This is a genomic window from Lysinibacillus sp. FSL M8-0216, assembly GCF_038595555.1.
In the GTDB taxonomy this organism is placed as follows: Bacteria; Bacillota; Bacilli; order Bacillales_A; family Planococcaceae; genus Lysinibacillus; species Lysinibacillus fusiformis.
This window is the reverse complement of record NZ_CP152007.1, coordinates 3,978,328-3,996,187: the sequence shown is the minus strand read 5'-3', so window position 1 is coordinate 3,996,187 and position 17,860 is coordinate 3,978,328. Positions and strand designations below refer to the sequence as shown.

Genomic DNA, 17,860 nt, shown 5'->3' with positions numbered 1-17,860 from the left:
ACAATGACGGAAAAGAAACGATTTGCACAAGTAGAGCGAACAACTAATGAAACGCAAATTTCAATAGCTATCAATTTAGATGGTGGAGGGAAGGCAAACATTAAAACAGGCGTAGGTTTTATGGACCATATGCTGGATTTATTTATCAAGCATGGTCTTTTTGACGGGACCATCCATGCGAATGGGGATACCTATATCGATGATCACCATACTACGGAGGATCTTGGCATTGTGTTAGGGCAAGCAATTCGAGAAGCACTTGGCGATAAGAAGGGCATTAAACGCTATGGAACGGCATTTGTGCCAATGGATGATGCACTTGCGCAGGTGGTGGTTGATTGCTCGAATCGTCCACACTTAGAATACCGTGTGCCCGCTTTAAAAGAAAAGGTGGGAACTTTTGATACAGAATTAGTGCATGAGTTTTTGTGGAAATTTGCCTTGGAAGCACGAATGAATGTACATGTGATTGTACCCTATGGACATAATACGCACCATATCATTGAGGCGATTTTTAAAGCATTAGCTAGAGCGATTGATGCTGCCGTAGAAATTGATCCACGTGTTAAAGGAGTACCATCGACTAAGGGGCTGTTAACGTGAAAATAGGTGTGATTGATTATGGTATGGGGAATTTATTTAGCGTGGTACAAGCATTAAATCGACTGGGCTGTGAGGTGGTTGTGACAGCTGATGAACAGAAGCTAGATGCTACAGATGCATTACTATTACCAGGAGTTGGGGCATTCCCGGATGCTAGAAAGCGTTTAGCAGAGACTAAATTAGATCGTTATCTAATAAAAGCCCAAAGCCAAAATCGCCCTCTTTTAGGCATTTGTTTAGGGATGCAATTATTATTTGAACAAAGTGATGAGGTCACATCAACAAATGGCTTAGGTTTCTTTAAAGGACAAATTAAGCGATTTAGTGGAACAAATGAGGGGCGGGCATATCGAGTGCCACATATGGGCTGGAACCAATTGGTGATGGCGAATCGTCCTGCTTGGTTAGAAAATAGTGCCCCTGCAAAGCATGTCTATTTCGTTCATTCGTTTTATGCCACTCATATTGAGGAGTCTGAGCTTGTTGCTTATGCAGACTATTGTGGCGTACGAGTTCCCGGTATTGTAACGAAAGGTTCCGTGACAGGTATGCAATTTCACCCTGAAAAATCAGGTGAGCTGGGCGTATATTTATTGGAGCAATGGCTGAAAGGTGTGAAAGCATGCTAACGAAACGAATTATTCCCTGTCTAGATGTCAAGGAGGGCCGTGTTGTAAAAGGGATACAATTTGTATCCATTCGTGATGCTGGTGACCCAGTGGAACTAGCAAAATTCTATGATGAACAAGGGGCAGATGAGCTCGTATTTTTAGATATATCTGCTTCACATGAAGGTCGCGAAACAATGATAGATGTAGTTCGACAAAGTGCAGCCACATTAGCGATTCCTTTTACAGTTGGTGGAGGTATTCGGACGTTGGATGATATGAAGCGTATTTTACGCGCTGGTGCGGATAAAGTTTCTGTTAATACTTCCGCTTTAGAGCGTCCTGCCCTTATTCAAGAAGGCTCCGATTTCTTTGGTGCCCAATGCATCGTCGTGGCCATCGATGCTCGCTATAGTGAAGAGGACGGTACATGGATGGTTTATACCCATGGTGGGCGCAACAAAACTACTTGGTCAGCTATTGACTGGGCAAAGGAAGCGGTGCGCTTAGGAGCAGGTGAGATTTTACTAACTAGTATGAATCAAGATGGAGAAAAATCTGGCTTTGATTTGGGATTAACAAAAGCAGTACGAGAGGCTGTGACAGTCCCTGTTATTGCAAGTGGTGGGGCAGGAAATGCCGAACATTTTTACGAAGTATTAGCAGAAGAAGTTGATGCAGATGCAGCACTTGCAGCTTCCATCTTCCATTATAAAGAAACAAGCGTAGCCCAAGTGAAAGAATACTTACGGGAAAAAGGAGTGGCAGTACGATGATAGAACGTATTCGATTTGATGAGAAAGGTCTTGTACCGGCAGTTGTACAGGATGCCAATACGAAAGAAGTACTAACAGTGGCTTATATGAATAAAGAGTCATTAGTTAAAACGATAGAATCAGGTGAAACTTGGTTTTATTCTCGTTCACGTCAAGAGCTTTGGCATAAGGGCGCGACAAGTGGTCATACACAAAAGGTTGTCACCATTAAAACAGACTGCGATCAAGATGCATTAGTTGTGGAGGTTTTACCAGATGGTCCAGCCTGTCATAATGGTACAACTTCTTGCTTTACAGAGGTGGTACAGCAAAATGCTGAAGTCGGCTCTGTAGAAATGATTGCAAAACTTGTAAGTGTTATTGAAAAGCGAGAACAGGAAATGCCTGTAGGAGCTTATACTACATATCTATTTGACAAGGGTATCGATAAAATCTGTAAAAAGGTTGGGGAGGAAGCGACAGAGGTTGTTATTGGGGCCAAAAATCGGGATGCAGAAGAAGTAAAGTGGGAGGCTGCTGATTTAATTTATCACCTACTAGTATTACTGCAAGAACAAAAGGTAAGTATATATGATGTTCTTCATGTGTTGAAAAAACGTCACGAGGAGAAATAACAGCATATTATTAATTGTATGGTATAATAGGGTTTACTGTGTAAAGGAACGTTTAATACGTTCCTTATTTCTTGTTTCGGAGGAAATATATTGGAAAAGAAACGTCAAAATAAGAACCAATCAAATATAGTGTCGTTCATTCCAACAGGCGACTATTATTATAAAAAATCAATTCAAGCTATGAACAGTGGACAAATGAATAAAGCCTATAAATATTTGCAGCGTGCAGTTGATCTTAGCCCAGATGATCCTATGATAATCTTGCAGCTTGCTATTGTAGAGTTAGAAGGTCAACGTTTTGAAGAAGCGTATGATCTGCTTCGTCGTTCCTATCAAATTGACCCCGATAATCCGGAAATTATTTTTTACATGGCGGAAGTGTCGGGTTGTGTAGGCATCATGCAGGATGCTAAACGCTTTGCTGAAGAGTATTTGCAGCTAGAGCCTGAAGGTGCATATGCAGATGAAGCAGCAGAAATTTTAGAATTTGTCGCATTCGAGCAGGATGAATTTGAGGAGCTTGAAGGATCTGGTGAGGATTTATATCGTCAGGAACAGGCTCGCCGTCATATGGAGAAGGGCGACTTTCCTGAAGCTATTACTATTTTAGAAGATTTAATTGAAGATCGACCAGCCTTTTGGTCGGCCTATAATAATCTTGCACTTGCTTATTTTTATGTTGGAGAAGAGGAACAGGCGAAGACTCTCTTACATACAGTACTACGTGAAAATAAGGGAAACTTACATGCACTTTGTAACTTAACGGTGATTGCGTATTACGAAAAGAATGAAGAAGATTTGCAAGAGCTATTAAATATCCTTGTTAAAATTCAGCCATATACATGGGAGCATCGTTATAAACTAGGTGCTACATTAGCTTTAATAGGGCAATATGAATTAGCCTATAAATGGTTGCGCAGTATGCAAAAAAGAGGCTATGTAGGCGACGCAGGTTTTTATTTCTGGTTATCCCATGCTGCTTATTTTTCAGGGCATGAGGAAGTTTCTAAAAGTGCTTGGGGTCAACTGCTAGAGGTAGACCCAGATAAAGAGGGCTTTGAACCTTGGCGCCAACAAGACAACGAATTTGCACTGGATGCGTTGGAACATGATCGAAATTTTATTGTTGAAAAATTAGAAAGTAGCTATTCAAGTGAGCGTATCTTTGGCTTATTTTTATTGAAGGATACGGCTCATAAGCAAGAAATAATCGCCCATCCTAAATGGGTCAATATCGAGCAATTCGGTGCGTTTGAGAAATTATTTTTAGCCTATGCACTTGGTCATGAATTTGAAAAGAAAAACAAAGTAGAGGCCAGCTTTTTACGTGCTGTAAATGTGCCGGAAATTTTATTAGAGCAGTATGGCAAATTATCATCATTGATTGTACCTATGTTTCAAATGTGGTTTGTCCTGTGTGAACAAGCTTTAATTCAAAATTATCGTTTTACAAATCCTGTAGCGATTGCAGGAGCAAATGATTATTTATTTAGATCTTCTCAAATGCTTAAGGTGACAAAAAAAGAAATAGCTCAACAATATGGAGTATCTGTTGCCACTTTATCGAAGTATATTGAAGAAATTTTAGCTTTTTTACCAGACAGTCATAATTAGTGTGTGAGCAACATAGTTGAATAACTTTATACTTTCACATACGATGAACATACTAACGTTATCAAGAATTTGCCCTGGCAACATTGCGTTTGAGTGTTACTCCTTGCTAGTTGCCAATGGTTTATCTTCATCCCCTCTATTGTAAGTTGGGATCATATGTAGGTGACGTTACACTTTCACTACTATATTGTTGAATGAAGATAAAAAGTATTCTGTTTAGGGGGAAGTATTTATGTCGGAAGAAAAAATTTATGATGTGGTCATTATTGGTGCAGGTCCTGCGGGGATGACTGCTGCTGTTTATACATCACGTGCTAATTTGGCAACGCTTATGATTGAACGAGGAATCCCTGGTGGACAAATGGCCAACACTGAAGAAGTAGAAAACTATCCTGGTTTCGATACAATTTTAGGACCTGAGCTTTCTACAAAAATGTTTGACCATGCTAAAAAATTCGGTGCTGAATATGCCTATGGCGATGTAACAGAAATCATCGACGGGGAAGAATTTAAAACAATTAAATCAGGTACAAAAGAATATAAAACACGTGCCATTATTATTACAACTGGTGCAGAGTATAAAAAAATGGGTGTGCCTGGTGAAAAAGAACTTGGCGGCCGTGGTGTCAGCTACTGTGCAGTTTGTGATGGCGCGTTCTTTAAACAAAAAAATCTTGTAGTTGTTGGCGGAGGAGATTCAGCTGTAGAAGAGGGCGTATATTTAACACGCTTTGCTGATAAAGTAACAATTGTCCACCGTCGTGATAAATTACGTGCACAAAAAATCCTCCAAGATCGTGCATTTGCAAATGACAAAATTGATTTCATTTGGAATGCTACAGTAAAAGAAATTAATGAAGCTAATGGTAAAGTGGGTAGTGTTACACTACAATCAACTGTGGATGGAACTGAATCAGAGTTTACAACAGATGGTGTGTTTGTGTATATCGGTATGCTACCTTTAACAAAGCCATTTGAATCTTTAGGTATTTTAAATGATGCTGGTTATATTTTGACAAATGATAATATGGAAACAACAATTCCAGGAATCTTTGCAGCTGGAGATGTACGTGAAAAATCACTACGTCAAATTGTTACAGCAACTGGTGATGGCAGTATTGCAGCTCAAGCCGTACAGCATTATGTAGAAGAGCTATTAGAGAAAATAAATGCATAACTTGGCTATTTTAAGGAAAAAAATACAATTTTAATGTGGTTTTAATATTGTTGTAACTTGAATGACATATAAAAGGTGTATGATTAAAAGTGTAATTAGCAATCCCCCTTTTATTTTGTTTAGTAGGTTGTTTCCGCCTCAATTAGGTGGGAACAACCTACTTTTTTATTTGTATAGATCATGAAAAGAGCATGAGCTTTTTTTCAATAAATTCTTCGATAAAACTAAATTGTTAAATGTCTACGTATGAGAGTTGTAAATGAGGACAAATCTTGCTGTGTCTTGCTATAATGGAGAGTAGAATGCAAAAGTGATTAGAGGTGTGCCTATGCAAAGAATTGCAAATTTAATTGCCGTAAAAGACGGTAAAGTATTATTACTTCAGAAACCAAGACGAGGTTGGTACGTTGCTCCGGGTGGAAAAATGGAAAGCGGTGAGTCCATCTTTGAGGCTGCAATTCGTGAATTTCAGGAAGAGACAAATGTTATACCTTTACATGTACACCTAAAGGGTGTTTATACGATGGTCATTAAAGAAAATGATGAAGTCGTAGATGAATGGATGCTTTATACATTTGTTGCTAAGGATGTAGACGGTATACCGTTTGTAGAAACTAGAGAAGGTAAACTTGCATGGCACCCAGTAGAGGATTTAGCACATTTGCCAATGGCTGAAGGAGATCGCACTAATTTACAATTTGCTATTTCGCAATCAGGTATTCAGTATGGCACGTTTGACTATACAACGAATTTTGAATTACTTCATCAGAAAATACAAATATCAAAAGAACAATAAAGGAGTTGCATGACAGTGGTGGTTGAAGGCCAACAAAGTACACATGAATTGGTTATTATTACAGGAATGTCTGGAGCTGGGAAGACAGTAGCTATTCAAAGCTTTGAAGATTTAGGGTATTACTGTATTGATAATTTACCACCTGCGTTACTTACAACTTTTTTAACTCTGCTAAGAGATTCTGGAAAGAATAGTACACGTATTGCGGCAGTGATGGATATGCGTGGAGGTAACTTTTTTGATGCGCTTATTGGGGCGTTAGACCATATACTAAAAGAAGGCGACATTGTAGCTCGTATTTTATTTTTAGATGCAGATGATGCCACATTAGTAAGACGCTATAAAGAAACAAGAAGAGCCCATCCATTGGCAGTAAGTGGCTTACCTTTAGATGGTATAAAGCAAGAGCGAGCGCTTTTATCGGAAGTAAAAGGCCGTGCTAATTTTGTTTATAACACATCTAACATGAAACCAAAGCAATTACGTGAAAAGATCGTTAAAGAATTTGCCAGTGAAGCAGATACTATTTTTACCGTAAACATCATGTCTTTTGGCTTCAAGCATGGTATGCCAATTGATGCAGACTTAGTGTTCGATGTTCGTTTTCTTAAAAATCCGTATTATGTAGAAGAGCTACGCCCAAAGACGGGACTTCAAACAGAAGTATCCTCCTATGTTTTAGCCTTGGAAGATACGCAAATACTTATACAAAAACTAACGGATTTGTTCGACTTTATGATTCCTCTTTATCGACAAGAAGGTAAATCACAACTCGTTATCGCTTTTGGTTGTACAGGTGGTCAGCATCGTTCAGTAACTTTAGCAGAGTTTTTTGGGGCTTATTTAGCCAACAAAGAGAATACGGTTATTACGCATCGTGATATTAATCGTAGAAAGGAATGAGTGAATGGGGAAAAAGCAAACAAAGCTTGTGGTAATTGGTGGTGGAACAGGACTATCTACATTACTTCGTGGGCTCAAGCACCATCCATTTGATATTACTGCTATTGTGACGGTAGCAGACGATGGCGGCTCTTCAGGACGTTTACGAGATGATTATGATATTCCACCACCAGGTGATGTTCGTAATGTCATTGCGGCATTATCAGATATTGAACCGCTAGTGGAGCAAATGTTTCAATACCGTTTTTCAGCGTCAGAGGATTTACGTGGCCATTCCTTAGGGAACTTAATGCTAACAGCACTTACTGATATTACTGGTGATTTTAACCATGCTATAAGTGAGATGGGGAAGGTATTAAAAGTACACGGCCGTGTAATACCAGCAGCCAATAAAAAAATTAACTTACATGCTGTGTTAGAGGATGGTTCAATCATTGAAGGTGAATCAAAAGTCCCGACAGCGACAAAACGCATTGATCGCGTTTTTTTAGTACCTGAAAACGTGCAACCGTTACCAGAAGCTATTCGGGCAATTCAGCGTGCAGACTATATATTAATTGGCCCAGGAAGCTTATACACAAGTATTATTCCAAATCTCCTTGTCAAAGAGATTGGGGAAGCTGTTGTGAAAGCAAAAGGAAGAAAAATATATGTTTGTAATTTAATGACACAAAAAGGTGAAACCATTTCTTATACAGCAGGTGATCATGTATCGGCCATACATAAGCATGTTGGCGCATCCTTTATTGATTCGATTTTAGTTAATGATGAAGAATTGCCGAATCCAGTAAAAGAATTGTATAAAGAAGAAAGAGCAGAGCCAGTGACATTTGATGTGGCAAAGCTTGAAAGTATGGGATTAGAGGTTATAAGACGCGATATTGCTACAATTCGATCAGATGGTACGGTTCGACATACTGCTACGAATGTTGCAGAGTGGCTGGTAGATTATGCCGGTATTTATGATCGGTAAGAGAACCGATAATAGAAACATAAAGTGTTTATTGTATATGGTAAGATGAACATATACATAGAAATTATGATTGAAAGGGGGGCGTGATATGTCTTTTGCTTCTGAAACGAAAAAGGAATTAACCCAAATAGAAGCGGACAATCATTGTATGAAAGCAGAAGTTTCTGCCCTAATTCGTATGAATGGTTCATTATCCTTTGCGAATAAACAACTAAGCTTGGACGTGCAAACTGAAAACGCTGCAATTGCAAGAAGACTATATACGATTATGAAAAAATTGTATCCGTACAATGTGGAATTACTAGTTCGTAAGAAAATGCGATTGAAAAAAAATAACGTATATATTTGCCGTGTAAGAGAAGGAGCGCGCGAGCTGTTAATTGATTTAGAAATCATCTCAGACGACTTTCAATTTAATCATACGATCTCAAGAAAGCTCATTAAAAAAAATGGTCAAAAAAGAGCCTATTTAAGAGGTGCATTTTTGGCAGGAGGCTCTGTCAATAACCCAGAAACGTCCGCCTACCATTTAGAAATTTATTCTTTATATAAAGAACATGGTGAAGCATTGATGGATTTAATGAATGAATTTGAACTCAATGCCAAAACAATTGAACGCAAAAAAGGCTTTGTTACTTATTTAAAGGAAGCGGAAAAAATTTCTGATTTCCTTAATATTGTAGGCGCCCATCAGGCAATGATGAAATTTGAGGATGTTCGGATATTGCGAGACATGCGCAATAGTGTCAATCGTATTGTGAACTGTGAAACAGCCAATCTAAACAAAACAATTGGAGCAGCATTACGGCAGGTAGAGAATATTCGATTTATTGAAAATTCTATTGGACTTGACCAACTACCAGAAAAGCTTCGTGAAATTGCACGATTACGAGTAGAGTATCAAGATGTTACGTTAAAAGAACTTGGTGAAATGGTATCCAGTGGTACCGTCAGCAAATCAGGTGTCAACCATCGTTTAAGAAAAATAGACGAAATAGCAGATGCATTAAGACGCGGTGAAAAAATAGGCGGTTAAGTTTTCATACTTTTCAGGTATGAATGTCATGCGTAATCGCTTATTGTTCTTTTGCTAGTAAGTAAGGTAAGATAAAACTAATAGATGAACGGTAGTGAAGGGGAGTTTTGAGAATGATCGAGAGAAGAGTCCAGGTTAAATTAAAATTAGGACTACAAGCTAGACAAGCGGCACTATTTGTGCAGGAGGCCAATCGTTTCAGTGCGGATATCTTTCTAGAAAAAGATGAAAAAAAAGTGAATGCCAAATCGATAATGGGTGTCATGAGCTTAGCGGTTGCGAAAGGTACCGAAGTAACGTTAAGTAGTGAAGGCAATGATGCCGAGCAAGCGGTTACAGCATTAGCTGCAATTATTGAAAATGAAGATTAACAAACAAATAAAAATGCCTCTCAGAGTAATTTTCTGGGAGGCTTTTTAGTATTATTTATTATCCGTACTACGGTGCATAATGTGATCGATTAAACCATATTCTTTTGCACGTTCAGCTGTCATGAAGTTATCACGATCTGTGTCTCTTGCAATGACTTCAAGTGGTTGACCAGTGCGTTCAGATAAAATGCCGTTTAATTTTTCACGTAAGAATAAAATACGTTTAGCAGCAATTTCAATTTCTGTCGCTTGACCTTGTGCGCCACCTAGTGGTTGGTGAATCATTACTTCCGCATTTGGTAATGCAAAACGTTTACCAGGTTCACCCGCAGCAAGTAAGAAAGCTCCCATTGATGCAGCCATACCAATACAAATCGTTTGAACTTTTGGCTTAATAATTTGCATTGTGTCATAAATAGCCATACCAGCCGTAATTGATCCACCTGGCGAATTAATGTAAAGAGAAATGTCTTTGTCTGGATCTTCTGCTTGTAGGAAAAGTAGCTGTGCGACAATGGAGTTCGCCACATTGTCATCGATAGCACTTCCTAAAAGGATAATGCGGTCTTTAAGTAGACGTGAATAAATGTCATATGCACGCTCACCACGGCTTGTTTGTTCAATAACTGTAGGAATTAAATTCATGTTAAATCCTCCTTCAAAAAACTAAATTCGATTACCTTTGCTGAAATCTACATTGTTTATTTCAGCTGTAACCTTATCATACACATTATAGTCAGGGAAGGTCAAATATTAACCCTGCTAAAGTGAAATTAATTAAAATAAAAAAAATAAATTCTTTTTGCATTCTATGGTTGAATTATATGTGATACGTTTGTATAATAGGTAAGGTTATAAGTTTGAAAGTACAGGACACTATTTTGCAGGTATGCTTCAAAAGAGGATTATCTACATCATGCTTTTCGTAAGCCTAGGGTGAGTACTTTTTTTTTGTGTTTTTTGCCCTCGTGGTGTAATGGATAACACGTAAGATTCCGGTTCTTGCACTGGGGGTTCGATTCCCTCCGAGGGCGCCATTTTACTGAATATTGATATACTGTAATAGCTCAATCTCCTAATAAGTAGTTTAGCAGCCTGCTTAGTGGGGATAGAGAGGAAAAGTAACGGGAATACTGTCCTAGTTGGCATTATTCCCCTATTTATGCCTTTCAAACCTTCAAGAAAGCAACAACTCCAAATTATTTTTTAGTGAACATACTGTCCGTGAAGGCTAGTAATAGCCGAAAAAAGAATCCTTTCTGAGGGGATTCTTTTTTTTTTGTTTAAATTTATCGAAATTTGACATCGCTTCTATTGTATATATATTAGTTTTAGGTTCGATATCTTGTTATTAATGCTTATTTTTTCTATATAAATGGTTTTACCATTAATTAATATGAAAAAATATTTAGTTTTATGCGAAAAGTTGTTGTGCAAATACTATAATATTAATATAATTGACCTAATAGTCTAACATTTCCGAATTGCGAAAAATAATACGCAGGATGGAAAATTATCGAAATAGGGGGAAATGCAATGAAAAAAACAGCTTGGATGTTACTTATGATGATAGCAGCGCTAACTTTAGCACTTGCAGGATGTGGCACAAAGGACAATGCCTCTTCTGGTAGCACACCTTCAGAAGGTGCGGATGGCAAGAAAGTATATAAAGTAGGTACAGAAGCAACTTTTGCACCGTTTGAATCTGTTGACGATAAAGGGAAAATTGTGGGGATTGATGTCGATATTTTAAAAGCAATTGCTGATGAAATGAATTTCGAAGTAGAGTGGAATAATATTGGTTGGGAACCCGTTTTCCAAACAATTAAAAACGGTGAAACACATATTGGTGCTTCAGGGATTACAATTACAGATGAGCGCAAAGAATCATTCGATTTTACTGAGCCATACTATGAATCTCAATTATTAATTGTTGTGAAAGAAGATTCAAAGATTAAATCATTAGATGAATTAAAAGACAAAAAGGTGTCCGTACAAATTAATGCTACTGGCCATATGGCAGCTAAAAAGCTACAAGGTGAAGCAAGTACAAATATTATGGCTTTTGAAAGTCAGCCAATCGCAATTCAAGAAATGCTAAATGGTAATGTTGATGCAGCTATTGGAGACAATGCGGTAGTATACGAATATATTAAAGCGCATCCAGATCAAAAAATTAAAGTCATTCAAGATGACGCATTCGAAAAAGAATATTATGGCTTTATGGTTCAAAAGGGGAATAAAGAGCTTTTAGATAAATTAAATGAAGGTCTGAAAAAGATTAAAGAAAACGGTAAATTAAAAGAAATTACAGGTACTGATTTCGAATAATATGGTAATGCCACTCGCCAAGCAGTATGCTAGCGACTCATTTAATTGATGTAACTTTAAAGGGGAAATGGGGTTTTCGGATGGACATCTTTGACCTACGCTGGGACATTGTCTGGAACTACCGAGATATGTTTATACGAGGTATTGGCGTAACACTTATTTTGACACTTAGTGGTTATTTTGGCGGTATTCTTTTAGGACTGTTTTTAGGACTAGGGAAATTATCAAGTAAAAAATGGATATATTGGCCATCAAAATTATATGTTGATTTATTCCGCGGAACACCAATGCTTGTTCAAATTTTATTAATACACTTAGCCGTTATTCCAACCATTTTTGGACATTCTTTAGGGTATATGGTTTCAGGGATTACCGCGCTTATTTTAAACTGTGCTGCTTACAATGCAGAAATTTTCCGTGCAGGTATCCAAAGTATTGCAAAGGGGCAAATGGAGGCCGCTCGTTCTCTTGGTCTTACACATAACCAAGCGATGCGTAAGGTTATTTTACCGCAGGCCTTTAGACGCATGATCCCGCCATTAGGGAATGAATTCATAGCATTATTAAAGGATTCCTCACTAGTAACAGTCATCGCTGCACCAGATATTCTATATGCTAGTAAAGTTGTTGCAGGTGCAAGCTTCCGTTTCTGGGAACCGTATATTGTTGCTGCATTACTATATTTAATATTAACGTATGGTGTAACGAAGATTGTTGCATTTATTGAGAAACGATTTAGCAATAGTTATGTCCCTCGTAAGGCAGAAGGGCGGGAAGCAAGATGATAAGAATTGAGAACCTACACAAATATTTTGGTAAGCTAGAAGTATTAAAAGGGATTGATTATGAAATCCAAGAAAAACAAGTTGTATGTGTCATTGGGCCTTCTGGTTCAGGAAAAAGTACTTTTTTACGTTGCATTAATATGCTAGAAGAAGTAACGGACGGTGCTATTTATATTGAAGATGTGAAGATCAATGATCCGAAAACGAATATCAATGAGATTCGAGCAGAGGTGGGAATGGTGTTTCAACAATTTAACTTATTCCCTCATATGAACGTCATCGATAATGTCACGATGGCTCCCATGCAAATTCGTAAAATGAGTCGTCCAGAAGCTGAAGAGCTTGGGCATGAGCTGTTAAAAAAGGTGGGTCTCGACAGTAAAGCCTATAATTATCCTGAACAGCTATCAGGTGGACAACAGCAGCGTGTAGCTATTGCACGTGCGTTAGCAATGAAGCCAAAGGCCATTCTATTTGATGAGCCTACTTCAGCTCTTGATCCTGAAATGGTAAAAGAGGTGTTAGATGTAATGAAAAATCTAGCGGCTGAAGGGATGACAATGATTGTAGTCACACATGAAATGGGCTTTGCTCGTGAGGTTGGTGATCGAGTAGTCTTTATGGATGGTGGCTATATTGTGGAAGAGGGGTTGCCTGAGGAATTATTCGGAAACCCACAAAGTGAACGTACGAAAGCATTTTTAGGAAAAGTATTATAATGAGAAAAGGCAGTCCATGATGAGAATTCATCACCATGGACTGCCTTTTGATTTTTAATGAAGGGGATTAGAGGTTGTATCGTATGCATTAAGCATCGTTTGCATATCTTGTTGAGAGTACTGAGGCACTTGATAATAGCCATGTTTATTTTGGTAAATGGATAATTCATAGGCCATTTCAATGCAGTTGGGAATACTATCAGCAACAACACGACGAACAACAGGGTTTGTCGTTTCTGTTGCAGCAGCCGTCATACATTTTGCTGCTCCCTTTTGAGCGCCTAGTAAGAAACCAGAAATGGCTTCATCATTAATTTCATTAGCGTTTTGCATTGGTTTTTTTGGTTGGCCTGGAGTTAAGCCATATTTAAAGTCATTGCCTGTTTCCATTTGGTAACGTCCCGTAGGAACAGATGGATCATGACCTGTTTTAAAGGACTCAACAATCGTATTATACATACCCAATGTAAAATTATATTGGCGATCCAAAATGCTGAGTAATTCTTGATCCTTTACTTGTGGACGTAAAATGATCGCTTGGTTCATACCAGCGATAATTTCACCAATTGCTTCATGCATGTCCATCATTTCGTGTCCACCATGATTTAGACTATGTTGTTGATTGAAATTTGTTTGATTGGATGATGATTCATTGTAAAACGATTGTGACAAAAAAAACGCCTCCTCATATAATTTTTGATGCAGTATTTAGTATGTCAAGCCAAATGATTTTCATACGGTATAAATGCAAAGGCAAAAATGTAGACTAACAAAAGGAAATGCAAGTCAAGGAGGTTTTAGAAAATGAAGAAATGGTTTGGACCAATTGGGATAATTGTTATCATTCTTATCGTGTTAGCCTTAGTATTGATTCCTAAATATAACAGTTTAGTAACAGCTGAGGAAAATGTAGATTCCAAATGGGCGCAAGTTGAAAACCAGCTCCAACGCCGCTACGATTTAATTCCCAATTTGGTTGAATCTGTGAAAGGGTATGCGAATCACGAGCAACAGATCATTGCGGATATTACTAACGCACGTGCTCAAATGGGCAATGCTAATACTCCTGAACAGCAAGCTGTTGCGAATGATGCTTTATCTGGTGCGCTTAGTCGTTTACTAGTAGTCGTGGAAAACTACCCGAACTTAAAGGCAGATGCAAATTTTCGTCAGTTAATGGATGAGCTTGCTGGCACAGAAAATCGCTTGGCAGTTGCGCGCGAGGATTATAATAATGAAGTACAACAATTTAATAAGCATGTTAAACGCTTTCCTGGCAATTTAATGGCAGGGATGTTTGGATTTGAACAAAAAGAATACTTTAAAGCCGCTGCGGGTGCCGAACAAGCACCGTCTATTGATTTTAGTCAATCGGGTACACAGTGATGAAGCGTTGTATTATACAGCTGCTTATCGTTTGCTCAGTGCTTCTTTTTAGCATGACTATGACGAAAGCAGCAATACCTTCACCAATGAAAAATACGTATATCCATGATTTTGCGAATGTCCTATCTTTAGATGTAAAACAGGAGCTAAACCATTATTCAGAGCAATTAGATAAAGGGACAGGTGCTGAAATCATGGTCGTAACCGTTGATAGCCTTCATGGGCAGGAGGCGAAAATGTATGCGACAAAGATGATTCGTTCCTGGGGCATTGGGGACAAAGAGAAAAATAATGGTGTCCTTATACTCGCTACATTTGGACAGGGCGAAGGCCAAAATGATGTGGTGATAGCTGTAGGTCAAGGCTTAGAGGGAGCATTACCAGACGGTAAATTAGGGCGTATTTTAGATAATGCATTTTATCCCTTTGCAAGTGAAGGTGATAATGATCAAGCCTTTCTAGCTACATATGCGGAGGTCTTTCGTACTGTAGCTGAAGAGTATAATTGGAATGGTGAATTACCTGCAGGTGCAAAGGAGGAGGAAGGAATGCCCATCTGGCTCAGTATTGTCATCGTTATAATAGTCCTCATTTTTTCTTCTTTTTCAAAAGGCGGAAGAGGCGGACCTCGTGGGAGAGGCTACGGCGGTTATCCTGGTGGCTTTGGTGGCGGACGTTCAGGTGGTGGCGGTTTTGGAGGGTTTGGTGGCGGCTCTTCAGCAGGTGGAGGGGCAAGCCGAAAATTTTAATACTAACGACAAGCGAGCTAATTATTTAGTTCGCTTTTAATATGAAAATATTGACAAAAATACAAATAATGGTATAATTTGAATATATCGACTATCGATATAACGTAAACTGATATAGGGAGGAATCATTTTGAAAAAAAGATTTTTAACTGCATCATTAGCAATTATACTAACAACTGCTACGGTTATTCCTGCAACATTGCAAGAAGTACGTGCTGCCAATGAAACAAATGTTGTATTAGCACAAGAGGAACATCTTTCAGCACAGGAATTTCTGGATTTAGCAGTAACAGCTTTAACATTCCAGCATGGCTCTGATTCAATGCGTCAACAAATTAAGGATCAATGGATAAAGGCTGGAGAGATTTCAGACTTAAGCGCTACTATTAAACGTGATCAAGCAGCTAGGATTTTAGTTAGAGGTGCCAATAAAGAAGGAAAAGAAAAGTCACTAGCAGAGTATTTAAAGAAGGCCAATAAGCTTGGTTTCTTTAAGGGAGTATCTTCAAGTACAGATTTTATTACGAAACAAGATGCTGGCAAACTCCTTAACAATGTTAAACATATAAAAAATGGTTCCAATAATAAAGGAGTAAAAGAAATTTCTGTGGAAGATTTTATGAAAAATCCAGGGAATTTTGGCTACGAACTTTCCCCTGATGGTAATTACATTACATTTGCCTCTGAATGGGAGAACCGCTCGAATGTATTCGTGAAAAAAATGAATGATAATAGTGAGCCTGTTCGTGTATCAAGCTCAAAGGATCGAGATATTGCAGGTTTTTTCTGGAAGGATGATGCTTTACTTTATTTGAAAGATAAAGGTGGAGATGAAAACTTCCATATTTATTCTACAACCTTTAACGGTTCTGTGGAAAAAGATTTAACGCCATATCCTAACGTAACGGTAGGAATATTGGATAGCTTACAGGGTGTAAAAGACGAAATTCTTATTATGATGAACAAAGAGGATGCTACTGTTTTTGATGTGTACAAGCTAAATGTAAAGACGGGTAAAACGACTCACGTCGCCAAAAATCCTGGCAATATTACGAACTGGTTAGCAGATCGTAACGGCAATGTACGTGTAGCTGTGGCTACTGATGGGGTGGAAGGTACTGTCCTTTATCGAGATTCAGAAAAGGATGAATTCAGATCATTTATTAAAATCGGTGCTGGGGATGAAGTGATGCCGATAGCTTTCTCGAAGGACAATAAGTTTATTTATGCTACATCCAATAAAGGCCGGGATAAAGTAGAAGTGGTGAAGTATGACTTACAAGGGAAAGAAGAAGTAATCATGTCCAATGATGAAGTGGATGTTTCGGGTGTATTGTATAATGCTGAAAAAGATAAATTATTGTATGGTGCGTATGCTACGGATAAAATCCATTATCAATTCTTTGATAAAAATTTTGAAAAGTTATTCCGTAAAATTCAAAACAAGCTTGGTGTTCAAGAAAGCCAATTGGGCATAAACGATTACAATAAAGAGATGACAAAATTTATTGTAAGTGTATCGAGTGACACCATCTATGGAAAATATTATTACTATGATTCAACAACAGATGAATTAACAGAATTAGCAACATTGAGCCCTTGGTTGAAATCTTCAGAGCTTGCAGAAATGCATCCTATCTCTTATAAGAGTCGTGATGGATTAATTATAAATGGTTATTTAACATTGCCGAAAAATAAAAATGCTAAAGATCTACCTCTTATTGTAAACCCACATGGTGGACCGTGGGCTCGTGATATGTGGGGATTCAATCCAGAAGTACAGCTATTAGCAAATCGTGGCTATGCAGTGCTACAAGTAAACTTCCGTTCCTCGACTGGATATGGGAAGGAATTCCTTCAAGCTGGTAATAAGCAATGGGGCTTGAAAATTCAAGATGATATAACGGATGGCGTTCAATGGGCGATTGACCAGGGTATTGCAGATCCTAAACGTATCGGTATTTACGGTGCTTCATTTGGTGGTTATGCTACATTAGCTGGCATTACGTATACACCAGATTTATATGCGGCAGCAGTTGATTATGTTGGTGTATCTAATATTTTCACACTATTAGATACAATTCCACCATACTGGGAAACTATGCGAGACATTTTTTATGAACGAGTAGGTCATCCAGAGAAAGATAAAGAATTATTAACAGCGGTTTCTCCGGTCTTCCATGCAGATAAAATTAAAACACCTTTATTTGTTGCACAAGGCGCAAATGATCCACGTGTCAACAAAGCGGAATCCGACCAAATTGTCGAAGCTTTACGTGCTAGAGGTGTAGATGTAGAGTATATGTTAAAGGATAATGAGGGCCATGGCTTCGCGAATGAAGAAAACAGAATCGAATTCTATAATGCCATGTTGAAATTCCTTGATCATCATTTAAAATAACATAATAGCCAAAAGGCA

Annotated in this window: 19 protein-coding genes and 1 tRNA gene; 18 read left to right on the top strand and 2 right to left on the bottom strand. The window is 38.2% G+C overall.

Annotation, left to right across the window (positions count from 1 at the left end; translation table 11 throughout):
* Nucleotides 1-3: 3 nt before the first annotated feature.
* The 11 genes from hisB to MKX57_RS19815 all read left to right on the top strand — a co-directional run bounded on the left by hisB (nt 4) and on the right by MKX57_RS19815 (nt 9,471).
* Nucleotides 4-603: an imidazoleglycerol-phosphate dehydratase HisB gene (hisB, locus tag MKX57_RS19865; protein WP_342550553.1), complete on the top strand. Its 600-nt coding sequence runs from the start codon at nt 4-6 to the stop codon at nt 601-603.
* Nucleotides 600-1,232 carry an imidazole glycerol phosphate synthase subunit HisH gene (gene hisH, locus MKX57_RS19860; RefSeq protein ID WP_090003047.1) on the top strand — a complete coding sequence of 211 codons (633 nt, stop codon included), beginning with the start codon at nt 600-602 and terminating at the stop codon, nt 1,230-1,232. Before hisB ends, hisH begins: the two co-directional genes overlap by 4 nt.
* Complete coding sequence (hisF, locus tag MKX57_RS19855) at nt 1,226-1,987, top strand: imidazole glycerol phosphate synthase subunit HisF (protein WP_090003048.1); 762 nt, start codon at nt 1,226-1,228, stop codon at nt 1,985-1,987. Before hisH ends, hisF begins: the two co-directional genes overlap by 7 nt.
* The gene (hisIE, locus tag MKX57_RS19850) at nt 1,984-2,601 is read left to right on the top strand and encodes a bifunctional phosphoribosyl-AMP cyclohydrolase/phosphoribosyl-ATP diphosphatase HisIE (protein ID WP_089986254.1); all 618 of its coding nucleotides are present in this window, start codon (nt 1,984-1,986) and stop codon (nt 2,599-2,601) included. The genes hisF and hisIE overlap by 4 nt, the downstream gene beginning before the upstream one ends.
* A gap of 90 nt (nt 2,602-2,691) precedes the next feature.
* A complete protein-coding gene (locus MKX57_RS19845; protein ID WP_342550552.1) occupies nt 2,692-4,215 on the top strand; it encodes a tetratricopeptide repeat protein in 1,524 nt (507 codons plus the stop codon).
* A gap of 232 nt (nt 4,216-4,447) precedes the next feature.
* Complete coding sequence (gene trxB / locus MKX57_RS19840; RefSeq protein WP_008173253.1) at nt 4,448-5,392, top strand: thioredoxin-disulfide reductase; 945 nt, start codon at nt 4,448-4,450, stop codon at nt 5,390-5,392.
* Nucleotides 5,393-5,720: 328 nt separating this feature from the next.
* Nucleotides 5,721-6,188, top strand: coding sequence for an 8-oxo-dGTP diphosphatase (locus MKX57_RS19835; RefSeq protein ID WP_008173251.1), 468 nt, complete (start codon nt 5,721-5,723; stop codon nt 6,186-6,188).
* A 9-nt stretch (nt 6,189-6,197) separates the two neighbouring features.
* Nucleotides 6,198-7,091: an RNase adapter RapZ gene (rapZ, locus tag MKX57_RS19830; protein WP_008173248.1), complete on the top strand. Its 894-nt coding sequence runs from the start codon at nt 6,198-6,200 to the stop codon at nt 7,089-7,091.
* Between the two features lie 4 nt (nt 7,092-7,095).
* Entirely contained in the window at nt 7,096-8,064 is a 969-nt protein-coding gene (locus tag MKX57_RS19825) for a YvcK family protein (protein ID WP_342550551.1), read from the top strand.
* Nucleotides 8,065-8,152: 88 nt separating this feature from the next.
* Nucleotides 8,153-9,100, top strand: coding sequence for a DNA-binding protein WhiA (whiA, locus tag MKX57_RS19820; RefSeq protein WP_008173244.1), 948 nt, complete (start codon nt 8,153-8,155; stop codon nt 9,098-9,100).
* A 113-nt stretch (nt 9,101-9,213) separates the two neighbouring features.
* Complete coding sequence (locus tag MKX57_RS19815) at nt 9,214-9,471, top strand: HPr family phosphocarrier protein (RefSeq protein WP_008173242.1); 258 nt, start codon at nt 9,214-9,216, stop codon at nt 9,469-9,471.
* A 51-nt stretch (nt 9,472-9,522) separates the two neighbouring features.
* Here the strand turns inward: MKX57_RS19815 and clpP are convergent, their stop codons facing one another.
* A complete protein-coding gene (gene clpP, locus MKX57_RS19810) occupies nt 9,523-10,116 on the bottom strand; it encodes an ATP-dependent Clp endopeptidase proteolytic subunit ClpP (RefSeq protein ID WP_008173241.1) in 594 nt (197 codons plus the stop codon).
* A 317-nt stretch (nt 10,117-10,433) separates the two neighbouring features.
* Between clpP and MKX57_RS19805 the strand changes: the two genes are divergently transcribed.
* The 4 genes from MKX57_RS19805 (at nt 10,434) to MKX57_RS19790 (ending at nt 13,306) form a co-directional block, all read left to right on the top strand.
* Nucleotides 10,434-10,508: transfer RNA gene (locus tag MKX57_RS19805), tRNA-Arg, on the top strand.
* A gap of 499 nt (nt 10,509-11,007) precedes the next feature.
* On the top strand, nt 11,008-11,802 hold the full coding sequence (locus tag MKX57_RS19800; RefSeq protein ID WP_089986253.1) for a basic amino acid ABC transporter substrate-binding protein: 795 nt from the start codon (nt 11,008-11,010) through the stop codon (nt 11,800-11,802).
* A gap of 80 nt (nt 11,803-11,882) precedes the next feature.
* Complete coding sequence (locus MKX57_RS19795; protein ID WP_036120219.1) at nt 11,883-12,587, top strand: amino acid ABC transporter permease; 705 nt, start codon at nt 11,883-11,885, stop codon at nt 12,585-12,587.
* Nucleotides 12,584-13,306, top strand: coding sequence for an amino acid ABC transporter ATP-binding protein (locus MKX57_RS19790; RefSeq protein WP_008173232.1), 723 nt, complete (start codon nt 12,584-12,586; stop codon nt 13,304-13,306). The genes MKX57_RS19795 and MKX57_RS19790 overlap by 4 nt, the downstream gene beginning before the upstream one ends.
* 54 nt (nt 13,307-13,360) lie before the next feature.
* Here the strand turns inward: MKX57_RS19790 and MKX57_RS19785 are convergent, their stop codons facing one another.
* Entirely contained in the window at nt 13,361-13,978 is a 618-nt protein-coding gene (locus MKX57_RS19785; RefSeq protein ID WP_008173231.1) for a spore coat protein, read from the bottom strand.
* A 132-nt stretch (nt 13,979-14,110) separates the two neighbouring features.
* On the opposite strand from MKX57_RS19785, the gene MKX57_RS19780 reads away from it, so the two are divergent.
* The 3 genes from MKX57_RS19780 to MKX57_RS19770 all read left to right on the top strand — a co-directional run bounded on the left by MKX57_RS19780 (nt 14,111) and on the right by MKX57_RS19770 (nt 17,842).
* Nucleotides 14,111-14,692 (top strand): LemA family protein, encoded by a 582-nt coding sequence (locus MKX57_RS19780; RefSeq protein WP_089986252.1) that lies wholly within the window; start codon nt 14,111-14,113, stop codon nt 14,690-14,692.
* Nucleotides 14,692-15,441: a TPM domain-containing protein gene (locus tag MKX57_RS19775; protein WP_342550550.1), complete on the top strand. Its 750-nt coding sequence runs from the start codon at nt 14,692-14,694 to the stop codon at nt 15,439-15,441. The genes MKX57_RS19780 and MKX57_RS19775 overlap by 1 nt, the downstream gene beginning before the upstream one ends.
* A gap of 130 nt (nt 15,442-15,571) precedes the next feature.
* Nucleotides 15,572-17,842 (top strand): S9 family peptidase, encoded by a 2,271-nt coding sequence (locus tag MKX57_RS19770; protein ID WP_342550549.1) that lies wholly within the window; start codon nt 15,572-15,574, stop codon nt 17,840-17,842.
* Nucleotides 17,843-17,860 lie beyond the last annotated feature (18 nt).

What these genes read in the sequence shown, in the direction of transcription:
- clpP (WP_008173241.1), bottom strand. Translation starts at nt 10,116, where the DNA reads ATGAATTTAATTCCTACAGTTATTGAACAAACAAGCCGTGGTGAGCGT.
- MKX57_RS19795 (WP_036120219.1), top strand. Translation starts at nt 11,883, where the DNA reads ATGGACATCTTTGACCTACGCTGGGACATTGTCTGGAACTACCGAGAT.
- whiA (WP_008173244.1), top strand. Translation starts at nt 8,153, where the DNA reads ATGTCTTTTGCTTCTGAAACGAAAAAGGAATTAACCCAAATAGAAGCG.
- MKX57_RS19835 (WP_008173251.1), top strand. Translation starts at nt 5,721, where the DNA reads ATGCAAAGAATTGCAAATTTAATTGCCGTAAAAGACGGTAAAGTATTA.
- MKX57_RS19780 (WP_089986252.1), top strand. Translation starts at nt 14,111, where the DNA reads ATGAAGAAATGGTTTGGACCAATTGGGATAATTGTTATCATTCTTATC.
- hisF (WP_090003048.1), top strand. Translation starts at nt 1,226, where the DNA reads ATGCTAACGAAACGAATTATTCCCTGTCTAGATGTCAAGGAGGGCCGT.
- MKX57_RS19800 (WP_089986253.1), top strand. Translation starts at nt 11,008, where the DNA reads ATGAAAAAAACAGCTTGGATGTTACTTATGATGATAGCAGCGCTAACT.
- hisB (WP_342550553.1), top strand. Translation starts at nt 4, where the DNA reads ATGACGGAAAAGAAACGATTTGCACAAGTAGAGCGAACAACTAATGAA.
- rapZ (WP_008173248.1), top strand. Translation starts at nt 6,198, where the DNA reads ATGACAGTGGTGGTTGAAGGCCAACAAAGTACACATGAATTGGTTATT.
- trxB (WP_008173253.1), top strand. Translation starts at nt 4,448, where the DNA reads ATGTCGGAAGAAAAAATTTATGATGTGGTCATTATTGGTGCAGGTCCT.
- hisIE (WP_089986254.1), top strand. Translation starts at nt 1,984, where the DNA reads ATGATAGAACGTATTCGATTTGATGAGAAAGGTCTTGTACCGGCAGTT.
- MKX57_RS19815 (WP_008173242.1), top strand. Translation starts at nt 9,214, where the DNA reads ATGATCGAGAGAAGAGTCCAGGTTAAATTAAAATTAGGACTACAAGCT.
- MKX57_RS19790 (WP_008173232.1), top strand. Translation starts at nt 12,584, where the DNA reads ATGATAAGAATTGAGAACCTACACAAATATTTTGGTAAGCTAGAAGTA.
- MKX57_RS19825 (WP_342550551.1), top strand. Translation starts at nt 7,096, where the DNA reads ATGGGGAAAAAGCAAACAAAGCTTGTGGTAATTGGTGGTGGAACAGGA.
- MKX57_RS19775 (WP_342550550.1), top strand. Translation starts at nt 14,692, where the DNA reads ATGAAGCGTTGTATTATACAGCTGCTTATCGTTTGCTCAGTGCTTCTT.